General features: G+C 57.7%; 11 protein-coding genes and 2 pseudogenes. 6 read left to right on the forward strand and 7 right to left on the reverse strand.

The window, feature by feature from the left end; translation table 11 throughout:
* Nucleotides 1-5 precede the first annotated feature (5 nt).
* Nucleotides 6-1,853: a ricin-type beta-trefoil lectin domain protein gene (locus ACZ1HJ_RS12840; RefSeq protein WP_472719056.1), complete on the reverse strand. Its 1,848-nt coding sequence runs from the start codon at nt 1,851-1,853 to the stop codon at nt 6-8.
* Between the two features lie 211 nt (nt 1,854-2,064).
* On the opposite strand from ACZ1HJ_RS12840, the gene ACZ1HJ_RS12845 reads away from it, so the two are divergent.
* Complete coding sequence (locus ACZ1HJ_RS12845; protein WP_472719057.1) at nt 2,065-2,358, forward strand: hypothetical protein; 294 nt, start codon at nt 2,065-2,067, stop codon at nt 2,356-2,358.
* Nucleotides 2,359-2,370: 12 nt separating this feature from the next.
* On the opposite strand, the gene ACZ1HJ_RS12850 is transcribed toward ACZ1HJ_RS12845, so the two are convergent.
* The 4 genes from ACZ1HJ_RS12850 to ACZ1HJ_RS12865 all read right to left on the reverse strand — a co-directional run bounded on the left by ACZ1HJ_RS12850 (nt 2,371) and on the right by ACZ1HJ_RS12865 (nt 7,365).
* Nucleotides 2,371-3,843: a DEAD/DEAH box helicase gene (locus tag ACZ1HJ_RS12850; RefSeq protein WP_472719058.1), complete on the reverse strand. Its 1,473-nt coding sequence runs from the start codon at nt 3,841-3,843 to the stop codon at nt 2,371-2,373.
* Nucleotides 3,844-4,085: 242 nt separating this feature from the next.
* On the reverse strand, nt 4,086-4,724 hold the full coding sequence (locus ACZ1HJ_RS12855; protein WP_472719059.1) for a hypothetical protein: 639 nt from the start codon (nt 4,722-4,724) through the stop codon (nt 4,086-4,088).
* Nucleotides 4,725-4,791: 67 nt separating this feature from the next.
* Nucleotides 4,792-5,559, reverse strand: a complete 768-nt coding sequence (locus ACZ1HJ_RS12860; RefSeq protein ID WP_472719060.1) for a VPLPA-CTERM sorting domain-containing protein — start codon at nt 5,557-5,559, stop codon at nt 4,792-4,794.
* A 195-nt stretch (nt 5,560-5,754) separates the two neighbouring features.
* Nucleotides 5,755-7,365 carry a peptide chain release factor 3 gene (locus tag ACZ1HJ_RS12865; RefSeq protein WP_472722208.1) on the reverse strand — a complete coding sequence of 537 codons (1,611 nt, stop codon included), beginning with the start codon at nt 7,363-7,365 and terminating at the stop codon, nt 5,755-5,757.
* Between the two features lie 128 nt (nt 7,366-7,493).
* Between ACZ1HJ_RS12865 and ACZ1HJ_RS12870 the strand changes: the two genes are divergently transcribed.
* Together ACZ1HJ_RS12870 and ACZ1HJ_RS12875 are read left to right on the forward strand one after the other, a co-directional pair.
* Complete coding sequence (locus ACZ1HJ_RS12870) at nt 7,494-7,868, forward strand: SnoaL-like domain-containing protein (protein ID WP_472719061.1); 375 nt, start codon at nt 7,494-7,496, stop codon at nt 7,866-7,868.
* Nucleotides 7,869-7,956: 88 nt separating this feature from the next.
* Complete coding sequence (locus tag ACZ1HJ_RS12875) at nt 7,957-8,652, forward strand: cyclic nucleotide-binding domain-containing protein (protein ID WP_472719062.1); 696 nt, start codon at nt 7,957-7,959, stop codon at nt 8,650-8,652.
* Nucleotides 8,653-8,658: 6 nt separating this feature from the next.
* Here the strand turns inward: ACZ1HJ_RS12875 and ACZ1HJ_RS12880 are convergent, their stop codons facing one another.
* Nucleotides 8,659-9,672 (reverse strand): Hint domain-containing protein, encoded by a 1,014-nt coding sequence (locus ACZ1HJ_RS12880; RefSeq protein ID WP_472719063.1) that lies wholly within the window; start codon nt 9,670-9,672, stop codon nt 8,659-8,661.
* Between the two features lie 148 nt (nt 9,673-9,820).
* On the opposite strand from ACZ1HJ_RS12880, the pseudogene ACZ1HJ_RS12885 reads away from it, so the two are divergent.
* From ACZ1HJ_RS12885 to ACZ1HJ_RS12895, 3 genes and pseudogenes are all read left to right on the forward strand, one after another.
* Nucleotides 9,821-10,599, forward strand: a pseudogene (locus tag ACZ1HJ_RS12885) (SDR family oxidoreductase).
* A gap of 17 nt (nt 10,600-10,616) precedes the next feature.
* Entirely contained in the window at nt 10,617-11,741 is a 1,125-nt protein-coding gene (locus ACZ1HJ_RS12890; RefSeq protein WP_472719064.1) for a hypothetical protein, read from the forward strand.
* A gap of 117 nt (nt 11,742-11,858) precedes the next feature.
* A pseudogene (locus ACZ1HJ_RS12895) lies at nt 11,859-13,222 on the forward strand (SLC5/6 family protein).
* On the opposite strand, the gene ACZ1HJ_RS12900 reads toward ACZ1HJ_RS12895, so the two are convergent.
* The gene (locus ACZ1HJ_RS12900; protein WP_472719065.1) at nt 13,219-13,635 is read right to left on the reverse strand and encodes a GFA family protein; all 417 of its coding nucleotides are present in this window, start codon (nt 13,633-13,635) and stop codon (nt 13,219-13,221) included. The pseudogene ACZ1HJ_RS12895 and the gene ACZ1HJ_RS12900 sit on opposite strands and share 4 nt — an antisense overlap.
* Nucleotides 13,636-13,799 lie beyond the last annotated feature (164 nt).

Here is a 13,799-nt window from a genome sequence, read left to right on the forward strand (position 1 = left end):
CAGCTTCAGTTTGCGTTTGGAACGAAAGACCAATGCTGTTTCTTGTCGTCAAAACTGCAATTTGCCGTTCGGACATAGGTCAGTTTCGTGTCGTTCTTTTCGTTGAAGGTCAGGCATCTGCCAAACCCGGCTTCCTGAATCAGGCCCGGCGTTCCGGCATCAGCGGAGGACGCATCGCGATCCAGCGGGATGAACCGCCAGAGCTGCTGGCTTTCGCGGCTTTTGCAGTTATGCGGTGCCACGCGCGCGCCGCTTTTTGTTGGTCCGGCCACACATTCGTCCGTGCGAATCTGCAACTGGCCAGTGTCGACCGTCGCGAGACGCTGCTTGGCTTCTGTAGCATTGGCCTTGCACGCCCGGATGAAGAGCACGTTGTCTTTGTTATTCTTCGGATGGGCGGTCAGGCAGATTTCAGCGCGCGTAAAGAGAGATTTGATCTGATACCCGGCAGGCTTGGGATACCAGGTGTCGGTGATAACCGCGTCAAGCTCGGGCCCGTACTCCGCATTGAGCTGGGCAATATCCTTGCAGCCGGGATGAGACAGCTCAAGTTTTTGCTGCAACTTGCAGGATCCATCCGCCGCAGGAATGTGGTTTTGACGCAGAAGCGCCTTTTTGAGATCAGACTTTGGCAGAAACGCCTCGACCGGGTTGGCTTTGTTGGCCATCTTGAGCGGCAGGCGGGACATATAGATATAGGGGTCCGTCAAGGTGCCCGTTAGATTGGCCGTCAGCGCATCCGTATCCGCACAGGCCGCCGGAGCGCCTTCGGCTTTCCAGCTGTTGCAGGCGTCATAAAGATCGCTGGTTTGTACGATGTCGTCGCGGATCGCTTTGCTGAGCTGGCTAATTGTTATGTCATCCCCCGCACCACCCATTTGGTTGCGTCCCAGCACATGGGTGTATTCGGACCCGTTGCCCATGGCTTTGATCTGGTCAATCGTATTGGCAAGTGTTTCGTAGCTGGCGCGGTAGTAGGCCAGTAGAACAAGGTCGGGGCTGGGCTTGAGCTTGAGTTTTTCAACATCTATCAGCGCGTTGTAGGATTGCACCTGATAGCCGACGGGCACGGTGTTGGTTGTGGTCTGCAAACTCTCCAACTTGCCTTTGAGCTTGTCCCAATCTGTTTCGGCGGCTTTTGTTTCGTCTGTAGCACTGACGCCATCACCACCGCCGATCTGTTTATACGTGATCCGGAGGTTTTTGCTGCTTGTCTGCTTTGTCATTTCAGCATCCATGCTTGCGCTCGCTTTCCACGCGACGCCGGCCACATTGACGGAGGCTGTGATCTTGTCGCGTGTTGTCTGATCAATCGCCGTCAGGGTCAGGATCGCAAATCCCTCTGCCCCGGTGTAATTGGCCCGCACAAAGGAATCGCCGCATTTATCCCGAAACGCGTTTTCACCTTTGTTTTTCAGCAGCTTCATCGCGGATTTGGTCAAGCGGATCGTTTCACCCTCTTTTGGGCGAAGCCATTTTGTCGGGCCTTCCCGATTGGCATAAAACGCATAGTTGAGATTGTTTTGATTGAGCGACGTACTGCCCGCAAAACCCATTTTCCCCGAACTTTCCGCGCCAAATACCTTGCCGCTGGCCGAGACATCAATATTGAGCGTCTGCATGAGGCCCAAGGTGCTGGACACCTGCAACAGGCGGGATGTGAATGACCCTGTGTCCTGTTCATCCTGTTTGGCTTCGAACCCCGTGATACAGGATTCCGGTCCAATGAAAGAACTGGTCACGGTATTGAAGGGCAAACCGATGGTCGCGTCATCGCCTTTGGTCAATGGATAGTTGCGCGTCCCTTGGGTTTCGCTGACCTGCGCCTGCGCCACGGCGGAGGTAAGTATCAATAGGCAAAGTCCGAGTTTAAACGGGTGTATCATCAATCTGTCCTATGCGTATCTGAAATAACTCAACCTAGAGGCGCACTTTCCCTAACGTCAAGGTTTGAAACCATGTAAGCATAAGGCCAATCAGGCGTGTCCCGGGCGGCTCGATACCAGGACGGATCGTGACAAACGAGCCGGTCAGAGGGGCCTTGGACAGAGGAGAAAGACAGTGATGACACGGGTATTGCTCAGCGTTACGGTGCTGATGGCCGCATGCACGCCGGAACCTGCACCGCACCCGCCGGAAGACCCAGATTTGCCGTTCGTCCGGCCATATCGCGCGGAGGGGGATCAGTGTTATCTGGTTGGCGAAAGCAATGTCACCGGCGAATTCCTGGATGACGCTGCAGATCTGGTGGCCTGTCCCACGGATTATGAAGGGCTGGGCGTTTTCGTGACCGAAACAGGCGCGCAGCAGGTCGCGCTACACGGGGCCTATACGCTCTTTTCTGTTCCGGTCAGGTAATCGCGGGCGGGTTCAGCCCGCGCGACGATCATCAAAACTCAGGGCAATGAAGCTGGGCATGTGATCACCCATGCCAACCACCTTGTTGCCATCCGAGCGCCGATTGTCGGACTTACCGCGCCCACCGCGACGATTGCGTGATTTGGGTGCGTCTTCCTGTGGCGCCTCTGGGGCAGGGTCGGCTGATGCCGCATCTGTCGCTTGATCCTGCACAACCTGATCCTGCACCACCTTATCCGGCGCTTCGGCCGTCTCTTCAGATTTCTTGCGGGAACGGCTGCGGCGCGGTTTGGCCACCTTTTCCTCAGCGGCCTCATCCTTTTTGGGCGCATCGGATTTCAACGGATTGTCCAGCCGCGGGATTTCCTTCTGGATCAGGCGCTCAATCGCATCCAGATTTTTCTCATCGCGCGGAATGCAGATCATCATCGCCTTGCCATCACGACCGGCGCGGCCCGTGCGGCCAATACGGTGTACGTAATCTTCGGCGTGACCGGGCACATCGAAGTTGAACACATGGCTCACGGAAGGCACATCAAGGCCCCGCGCCGCCACGTCTGATGCGCACAGGAACCGCAACGCGCCTTCGCGGAACCCGTCAAGGGTGCGCGTCCGCTGCGACTGGTCCAGATCACCGTGGATAGGAGCGGCGTCATAGCCATATTTCTTGAGGCTTTTGGCAACGATATCCACATCCGTCTTGCGGTTGCAAAAGATGATCGCATTGGTGCATTTCTCACCTTCACCATCGATCATTGCACGCAGAAGCTTGCGTTTTTCGGTACCCTCGCGGTCACGACGTGACCCCTTGAACATGACTACGCCCTGTTCAATGGTTTCCGATGCGGTGGCCTGACGGGCCACCTCGACACGCTCAGGATTGCTGAGGAACGTATTGGTGATACGTTCAATTTCCGGCGCCATTGTTGCGCTGAAAAAGAGCGTTTGCCGGGTGAAAGGCGTCATGCCAAAGATGCGTTCGATATCGGGGATGAACCCCATATCCAGCATCCGGTCCGCCTCATCCACAACCATGACTTTGACGTCAGACAGGATCAATTTGCCGCGCTCGAAATGGTCGAGCAACCGGCCCGGTGTTGCGATCAGGACATCGACCCCCTTATCGATCAACTGATCCTGTTCCTTGAAACTCACACCGCCAATCAGCAAGGCTTTGGTCAGCTTCAAATGCTTGGAATAGGTGTCGAAATTTTCCGCAACCTGTGCGGCCAATTCGCGCGTCGGGCAGAGCACAAGGCTGCGCGGCATCCGCGCCCGGGCGCGTCCGCGCGCCAACAGCGAGAGCATGGGCAGAGTGAAGCTTGCCGTTTTGCCAGTGCCGGTCTGGGCGATGCCCAACACGTCACGGCCTTCAAGCGCGGGTGGTATGGCACCTGCCTGAATGGGGGTAGGGCTTTCGTAGCCCGCTTCGACGATTGCTTTCAGAACCTTCGGGTTCAGTTTTAACTCAGAAAACTTGGTCATATGTGTCCGTTACTTGCGGACACGTCCATGGCCCGCGCATCTGATATCAGGTCGGGCCCCGCATGGGCCTGTGGACATCCACAAAAAATGACCGGATACGCAGGGCTTACCGGAAGAAGGGGGTGTGGGTCAATGGACGCGGCCAATTCAACCCAAATGGGCGGAACAGTGCAAACTTTGTCGTCAAAGTCGCAACAATCCCGGGTTGCACACGGGATTGATCACCGAAAACTAGACCAGATTTAAACCAATCCACCCGCCGCCCGCAGCAGGTTTTTGGCATCGGGATGCAGGCCGGGTTCATACCCGTTGCTAAGTGCCGCAACCGTTGGGGCAGGGGTCAGCACATTTGCTGTGCCCGAGGCGGGGCGCGGAACGCAGTCTGTATATGCCCCCTCTTCGGAGCGTAGCATATGAGCACCCCAGATCAGATGCGCGGCCCCGTCATGCCAGATGAAGCTCCCATTTGGCAGCGCGTCGATCGGGGCGGCGTGACGCAGATGGTGGCGGGTCCGGGAGACACGCGCCTTGTGCAGCATCCTGTCATCATGCTCCAACGACTGTGACCCATGTGCGGCTGCCCATGCGGACCGGAATGCGGTGTAGTCTTGATGCCGGCATAGGCCACAGGGGCGGTGACCCGCCGCCAGAGCCGTGCATTCATCCAGGAAAAACAACTCGGTGTAGCGGCGCGGTGTCATGACCGGGCGGTGCCAGTCGTTGTAGGTCAACACGCAGGTGACCCAGTGCGGATGGGTCCAGCGCGACGTTTTCAGGCGTTGGTGATCGTCGTGCAGAATGCCCCGGTTGCCCATCAATGTGCCCCGAAACGGGGCCGCGACGATGTCACCGGTGGGCAGCACACGATTTTGCAAAGGCATCTGAGATCTCCAACACGAAAAAGGCCGCCCCTAGAGGCGGCCAATCTAGCATCGAATTCAAAAAAGCTTAGGCTTTTTTGCGACGTCCAGCTGCACCCAGTGCGCCGATACCGGCCAGCAGCATCCATGCTGCGGCTGGAAGCGGAACCGTACCGCCTGTGCCGTTCGGGTCAACTTCGAGGTCGATGTTGATGTCGCCCTTGCCCGAGCTGTTGAAAGTGTAAAGGTCCGCCGAGTCTGACACGTTCATGCCCGACTTTTCCCATGTGAACCACATCGAGAAGCCAAGACCGGTTTCTTCCAGCGCGTTTGCCGCTTCACCAGCTTGTGGTGCGTGCTTTGGGTTGCTGACCAAAGAGTAGATCAGACCTTCCATGTGCGAGCCAACGGCGCCTGTGAAGATCGCGGAGCTCAGCGAGAAGTAGGTCCAGTCACTTGGGTCAATGCCCGCGTTTGTGGTTGAGCAGTCATGCATGCTGCCGGCACCTGCCTGCTGGCAATACGCTGTGTTGCCAGTTGTTTTGATGTCGAACTGCAGATCGAAATCAAAAGCCAGGTTGGATTGACCGGTGTTTGTGGCCGTGCCTGTCAACGAGGCTTTCGAGCCATCATACGAAAAGGCGCCGCCTGTGCCGAACGACCACGTGGCGCTTGCGCCATTGCCGTTTACCAGAGCGTGTGAGCTGGTTGTGTTGTTTCCGCCAGGTGTCCAGATTGACCGCAAGCCATTATAGTCCAGGGCAAGGTAATCATCGGCGGCGATGGGGGCTGCAAACACGGCCGAAGGGGCCAGTGCTACACATGCAGCTAGAATAGCATTACGGAATGTAGACATCGTATTCTCCTTACTCGTTACAAATCCAAGAATGCTGATAACAGTCCCGTGATCTCAAGCCAAGAAAAATTGTGTCAAATTTAGGGGAATTTTGCAGCAATTTCCCAATTTCGGGGTCAAGTGTACACGAGCTCACAACAATCCTTGCAATTAGGGCGTGTTTGTTGCCGTCTCTGGCCGTTTTCCGCGGCGTTTTCAGCTGGCCATCATCTCTTTGGTGGCCGTCAGTGTGACGTCCGGGAAATCACGCTCAACCCGGTCGATATCCCATTGCAAACGCGTCAGGTATACGGTGTCACCGTCGTGATCATGCGCGATGTGTTGCTTGTTTGATTCCGTAAATTTATCAACGGCTTGCCGATCGCCGCTCACCCATCTGGCAGACGTAAACTGGCTGGCTTCAAAGCGCACCGGCAGACCGTATTCCAACTCGATTCGGCTGCCGAGAACCTCAAATTGCAGCGCGCCCACAACGCCCACGATAAAACCCGAGCCAAAGGCGGGTTTGAACACCTTGGCCGCCCCTTCTTCGGCAAATTGCATCAGGGCCTTTTCAAGGTGCTTTGCCTTCATCGGGTCGCCCGCGCGAGCCTGTTGCAGAAGCTCTGGCGCGAAGGAGGGGATGCCGGTCACGCGCAGCGCCTCACCTTCGGTCAGGGTGTCCCCGATGCGCAGCTGACCGTGGTTCGGGATGCCGATGATATCCCCGGCCCATGCCTCTTCGGCCAGTTCCCGATCGGAGGCCAAAAACAACACCGGATTGCTGATCGCCATCGGCTTTTTTGACCGCACATGGGTCAGCTTCATACCGCGTTTGAAATGCCCCGATGCCATGCGCAAAAACGCCACGCGGTCGCGGTGTTTGGGGTCCATATTGGCCTGCACTTTAAAGACAAACCCGGCAACCTTGGTCTCATCGGGTGAAATCTGGCGCGGCTCGGCGCGCTGTGGCTGTGGCTCGGGGCCATAAGTGCCGATACCGTCCATCAGTTCCTTGACGCCAAACGAGTTGATGGCGGAACCGAACCAGATTGGCGTCATGTGTCCTTCAAGGACGGATTGCGGGTTGAGCTCAGGGAGTAGCTCGCGTGCCATCTCAACCTCTTCACGCAGCTTGTCGAGCAGGGTGGTAGGCACGTGATCTGCAAGAGCAGGGTCGTCCAAGCCCTTGATCTCAATCGATTCCGCAACACGGTTCCGATCAGCGCGGTCCATCAATTCGAGCCGGTCGTTCAGCATGTCGTAACAGCCGAGGAAGTCCGAGCCCACACCGATGGGCCAGGACGCGGGAGTCACGTCAATCGCCAGATTTTCCTGAATCTCGTCGATGATATCGAACGTATCGCGGCTTTCGCGGTCCATCTTGTTACAGAAGGTCAGGATCGGCAGATCGCGCAGGCGGCAGACCTCAAAAAGCTTCTGGGTCTGGCTCTCCACGCCCTTTGCGCCATCAATCACCATCACGGCCGCATCCACGGCAGTGAGCGTGCGATAGGTATCCTCGGAGAAATCCGAGTGGCCGGGTGTATCGACAAGATTGAACCGGAAATGTTTGAAATCAAACGACATTGCCGAGGCGGAAACGGAAATCCCGCGATCCTTTTCCATTTGCATGAAGTCCGACCGCGTGCGCCGGGCCTCGCCCTTGGCCCGCACTTGCCCCGCCATCTGGATCGCACCCCCGAAAAGCAGGAATTTTTCCGTTAACGTGGTTTTGCCCGCGTCCGGATGCGAGATGATCGCGAAGGTGCGGCGCCGGGCAATTTCCGGCGGCAATTCGGGGGAGTTTGAGGCGTTGTCCAACATGGGGCGGCGTATAGGCAAGCGCGCCGCAATAAGCAAGGGAATGCGCATTCCGAAACTGTCAGTAGACGAGGTGCGTGCCACCAGATTAAATGCGAACATAACATGAACATACATAGGGAGAATCATTCATGTCATTGCACGAAATTGCTCAGGAACTGGTCGCCGGATGTCGCGAAAACCGTTCTAAGGAGAACCTTGCCAAACTTTATGCGCCTGATGCGGTGTCGGTTGAGGCAGCGGATATGGGACAGGGGCGCGAGGCCCGTGGTGTCGAGGCGATCAGCGCCAAACATGACTGGTGGGAAAGCACCATGGAGGTGGAAGAGGCGCATGTGTCCGATCCGATGCCCCATGGCGACGACCGCTTTGCCGTGATTTTCAAGATGCGTGCCGGTGAAAAAGGCAGCGGACAGATGATGGATATGGAAGAGGTCGCACTTTACACGGTGGCGGATGGCAAGATCACCCGTGAAGAATTTTTCTATGCCATGCCAGAGGCGTAACGCCTGATCTGTTTCCTCCCCGAAATATTTCTTTACGCAAAGGCATGTTTCGGGTGCTATGCGCCAAGGATACTTTTTGGGGGGAGCGATGGCGGGGCTACTGACGCCTGAAACGCTGGTATTGCTGGCGGGTGGCACATTTGTGCTGGGATATCTGACAATCAATCAGGTGCTGCTGCGGATCTTTGTGCTGGTCGGCACCATTCTTTACATCTGGTACTACGCGACCGTGGCGTCGTCCCCCCTGTGGGAGGCAATTTATACGTCGCTTGCGATGGGGGCCGCGAACCTTTTTGGTTTGATGAGCCTGATGGCACAGCGCTCGCGCATGATTGTGCCCGCCCGTCATCGCGATATCTATCCGCAATTTAGCAATCTGACCCCGGGCGACTTTCGGTCTCTGATCCGCCGTGCGGAGCGGTTCATAACTGACGAAGACATGGTGTTGGCCACAGAAGGTGGCGCGTCAAATGACCTCTATTTCATCATCAGCGGTGGCGCGCGGGTGCAAAAGCTGGGCGCGGAGTTTGCGTTGCCCTCGGGCACGTTTGTGGGGGAGGTCGCGTACTTGACGGGCAAGAAAAGTGCTGCAACAACGGTGCTGGTGGCCGGATCAGAAGTGCTGCGTTGGGAATATGCAGACCTTTATCGGCGCAGTGCCAAATCCTCCCGCTTCAAATTGGCGCTGGAGGCGATGATATCGGGTGATCTGGCGGCCAAGGTATCGCTGGCCGTTGCACCGCAGAAATTGCAGGAAATCATGGCCGCGCAGCAAAAGGCGTGACGAGCCTCAGCGGGTCGAAGCGCGTTTGAGGAATTTGGCCATATCCGGGTGGTTCAAAAGGCTCTCACCGACTTCGAACTGCAAATGCTTGCGATCGGCATGCCCCGACAGGGTCTTGGCCAATCGCTGACCCAGCTCAGGCGGCAGTACCGGGCTGGTCCGCCCATCCACCAGCAATGTCTCTGCCGCGATCCCTTCGGCGTAGATGATTTGGTGATCGTCGAAAAGCAGTTGAAAATAATCAACAAATCCGCCGTCTTGCTGCACCACCGTCGTCCCGTTGATCAAATGGCGCGCCCGCACCAGCACTTCGTTACGACCCGCGCCAAGCGCGTCCGAGCGTTGATAGATAAACAACCGGTGATCCGGGCTGACCAGCAGATCGTTTTCGTTGTGCAATGTGCCTGCCGTGATGCGAACCGGGGCAAATTCGCCAATGGCGCGCACTGTTGCATTGCCAATCCAGCGGATTTTTTGCGGCCCGTCATCGCGCGTCAGGACGCTGTCACCAACGGATAACTCTTCAATCCGCTTCTGTTCGCCTGAGGCTAGCGTGATATGCGTGCCGCGAGTAAATGAGACGCATGCCGCTTCGGCGAATTTTGTGCGCGCGCTGTCTTGGTTGATCCCGACCAGCGAGTACCCAAGTTGCGGCTGCAGAGGGGCCAGCGGCAGGGCAAAGACGTTTTCGACATCCCCCTCGACGTCGACTTCGACAAGCACGAGGATTTCCGTGGTCACACCATTCCCGGACATCAACGTCAGGCAACTGTCGAGATGAAGCGTGGCACCGGGTGTCCCGATCTGGGTATCCGATGCGATTTCGAACGTACCTTCGGAAATGGCGTGTATCGCCAGGCTAAGCTGCGTTGCGCCGACGGCCAGTTCATAGGTATCGTCAAGGTCGAGCTCTGCGGCAAATGAAATCGGATCACCCAGATTGGCACCGCTGGTCACAGTCACATCGGCCGACTGGTAGACCGGGATCGATTGCGAAGGGGCGCGCGTGGGTGTGCTCATGGCTCTCGGTGAAGTGGATGACGTTGGGCGAGTGGTTGTTCGGGTAACGTAGGTTTGTGCAGGTGGCGGGTCAATGAGCGCCGCTTTCTCTGGCAATACTGCGCGCACGAATGGTATGTGTCATGGGGAATTGCAAAGGGAATTCATCATGGATTTAGGAATTAGCGGAAAGCGCGCTCTGGTTTGTGCCTCCTCCAAGGGTTTGGGTCTGGGATGCGCACGGTCATTGGCCGAAGCCGGGGTTGATCTGGTCATGAATGCACGCGGGAGCGAGGCGCTTGAGGCCTCCGCCGCTGCAATCCGCACGGATTTTGGCGTATCGGTCGAAACTGTCGCCTGCGATGTGACCACACCCGACGGCCAGGCAAAGGTGCTGGCAGCGGCGGGTGATCTGGACATTCTGGTGACAAATGCGGGCGGTCCACCCCCGGGCTCTGGAGCGATTGGGAGCGCGAGGATTTCATCAAGGCGCTTGACGCCAACATGCTGACACCCATTGCGCTGATGAAGGCATCCCTGCCGGGGATGATGGAGCGCGGTTGGGGCAGGGTGGTCAACATCACCTCGGTCAGCGTCAAAGCCCCGGTGCCGGTGCTGGGCCTTAGCAACTCGGCGCGCGCCGGGTTGACCGGTTACGTCGCTGGAACAGCCCGTCAGGTGGCTGGCTCGGGCGTGGTGATCAACAATCTGCAACCGGGTATTCACGCAACAGATCGGGCGGTATCGCTGGATAACGCGGCGGCGAAAGCCCAGAACATTTCGGTCGAGGAAGCCATGGCCAACCGGAATGCGACCATACCTGCCGGTCGCTACGGCACCATGGAGGAATTCGGCGCAACCTGTGCGTTCATGTGCTCGCAGCACGCAGGGTACATGATCGGGCAGAACATTCTGCTGGATGGCGGCGCGACAAACTCAACCATGTAAAGGGGCGGTACGGCGCTGTGGCACAAGGGTTTTCACTCAAGGACCAATTGTTCAATGCCGACAGTATTGGTGATCTGGCGGCAGAATTTGCCGCCGGGGTGCCCGGGTTCGATGCGGAGGCGTTTCATGCTGAAGTGATGTCAGGGTTGGCGGAACGCGAACTCATGGCGCGGCTCGATTGGATCGCCGATTGTCTGGAGCCGCGGCTGTCCAGCGATTTCCCGACCATGGCGGATCAATTGGAAGCGGCCATGCCACCCGAACTTGACCCGTCTTTGTCAGATGATGATTTTGGCCGGTTCATTCACGCGACACCCGGTATATTGGCGGTGCGTCACGGAATGGAGCCCGCGCATCTCAACCGGGCGCTGGACCTGCTGCACCGGGCCACCAAACGGTTCTCGATGGAGTTTTATATCCGGCCCTTCCTGAACCAATGGCCGGACCAGACGTTGGAACGACTGGCCCTCTGGGTCGAGGACGCGAATTACCATGTGCGCCGGCTGGTCAGCGAAGGCACCCGGCCCAAACTGCCCTGGGCCAGCAAGGTGACGATTGATCCGATGGTGCCGCTGAAATTTCTGGACGTCTTGCATGCCGACCCGACGCGCTATGTCACGCGCTCGGTTGCCAATCACCTCAATGACATCGCGAAATTCGCGCCGGACACGGTTGTCGCGCAACTGGCCAAATGGCAAGGGGCAGGCAGGCAAGACCCAAAAGAACTGGCATGGCTCACGCGTCATGCGGCACGCACCCTGATCAAGGATGGCCATTCTGATGCGCTCCTCCTGTTGGGATATCGCCCGGATATCGAGATTGATGCCCGGCTCACACTGGCACCCGGCCCGGTGCGCATCGGGCAGGCGCTGTCGTTCAGTTGCACGCTCACAACGCCTCAGCCCCGGCCGGTGATTGTAGATTACGTGCTGCATTTCCACCGCCCGGATGGACGCGCAGGCCGCAAGGTTTTCAAGCTGAAAACGAGTGAAACAAAGGCCGACAAACCGCTGACCTTAAACAAAAAACACGCCCTAAAAGGCGACGCCACAACGTTTCGCCTCCACCCCGGCCCACATCGGATCGAACTGCAGGTCAACGGCCGGATTGTTGCCGAAGCTGCATTCGATTTGCAGGCCTGAACTATCCCTTCGGACAGCTATCCATCACAATCGCGTTGGTGCTTGTTGGATCGACTGGCATGGGTCGACGCCTCCTGATACGCCCATCCGAATTGTACCAGGGATGGGAATGACGCGATGCATGCGACCGCGATTGTAATGGTTTTTGGATTGGTGGTTTTGGCGAGCCTTATGGTGGCCCCACGACGCGCCACAATCGAAGGGTTTTTCGGCGGTGCCGGTGCAAATGGGCGCGCGCCCGGCCTTGGATGCTGGTGCTGAGCCAGGTCACCACGTGGATTTTCGCCCGATCCCTGATGAACTCCGCCATCCTGGGGTATTTCTACGGCATTTGGGGCACAATGGCCTATGCGGCCTACTATGGCTCATTCCTGACCGGTGGTTTTATCGTGGGCCGTTTGCGTGAAGGCGGTGCGCGATCGGTGCAGGATTGGCTAGGCGCGCGTTTTGGCACCGCTGGCGTGACCTGCTACAACATCGTGATCGCGCTTAGGCTTTTGTCGGAAGTTTTCGCCAATCTCTTGGTTGTCGGGCTGATCTTTGCAGCGGCTTTGCCCGAGGTCGGACTGGCGCGGGAGGCATCGATCATCATCGTGGCGCTTCTGGGCCTTGGATACAGCGCCTGGGGCGGGTTGAGTGCCGCGCTGCGTACGGACGTCCTGCAAATGCTGGTGTTTCTTGTGGTCTTCGCCATGGCCTTTGTGGCGCTTGTGACCAGCCCGGGTTTCGATCTGGGTGCTGTCTTGACGTCAGAAGGGACCAGCGGCGCGTGGAATGGTCAGGTGTTGCTGCTGGTCGCGTTTCTGCAGGTGTTCTCCTACCCGGCCCATGATCCGGTGATGATGGATCGCGGCTTTATCGCGGATCGCGACACCACCCGCCGGTCGTTTTTACACGCCTTCTGGATATCTGGCCTCTGCATCATCGCCTTTGGCTTTTTTGGCATTCAGGCGGCACTTCTGGGCGCTGAATATGAAGGGCAGTTAATCGGCACATGGATGAACATGTTCCCGGCATGGCTCTTTGTGGCATTGCTTGTGTCGCTGCTGATCTCCGCGCTCAGTACGCTTGATTCTGCCTTGGCGTCGGCGGCGCGACTGGTCGTCGATGAATTGAAGCTCTCTCCCAGAACGCTGAACGGGGGGCGCATGGCGATGGTGATTTTCATGATCCTCGGCGCGCTTCTGACGCTTTGGGGCAACCAAACCCTTTTTGACGCGGTGGCCGTCAGCGGCACCGCCAGCATGTTCCTGACACCGGTTTTGATTGTGGGGCTGGTGATGGGCCGTCAGGTGGCGCTTTGGTCCTATCTGGTGGCGTTTGGCGCGGCTATCCTTGGGGCGGTGGCGTATTTTGACCGCGACGGGGCATTTGCCGCGATCCTGCCTGAGGGCCATAAATACGAGCAATTGCTGGCGATCTGCGTGGTTGTTCTGATCGTCGGGTTCAGCGCCGTTCTTGCCAGCGCACGACGGCCTTAATCCGGCGATGAGGACGCGGGAAACACCATTTTAACCTTTGGCAGATCCCGCCCGACATCACACCACGGGCTGCGCTCTTCGTGGCGCCAATGCAACGTGGGCGGATGGGCATCTGGCGTGTCCAACGTGCCGATGTGCACCGAGATCAGCCCGTGGCCATGCCAGCTCAGGCTGGTACCGCAGCGCGCACAAAACCCCCGCTCGATCCCGGGCGAAGAGGTGTAACGCGACAAGTCTCCGGCAGTGACCGTTACCTGTGCCGGGGCGAACACCAGCATGGCGGCCACGGCGGCACCTGAATGGTGACGGCAGCTTCGACAATGGCAATAACCGGTGTGCATGGGCTTGCCATCGGCCTTGTACCGAATATCCCCGCACATACAGCCGCCTGTGATCACGTCATCTTTTGCCATGGAAAACCTCACCGCTTGGCGTCAAACCTGACAATCCTTAGCAAACTCTGGATACGCGCGGCAGCAAAATCACCGCCCCCTATGCCAAGGCGCACTTGCCTCAGACGGGTGGGATTGCTATCTGGCGTGTCGAATGTCTGATCAAATTGATCGGAAAAACGTGA

Source organism: Roseovarius sp. JB2-10, from assembly GCF_055693585.1.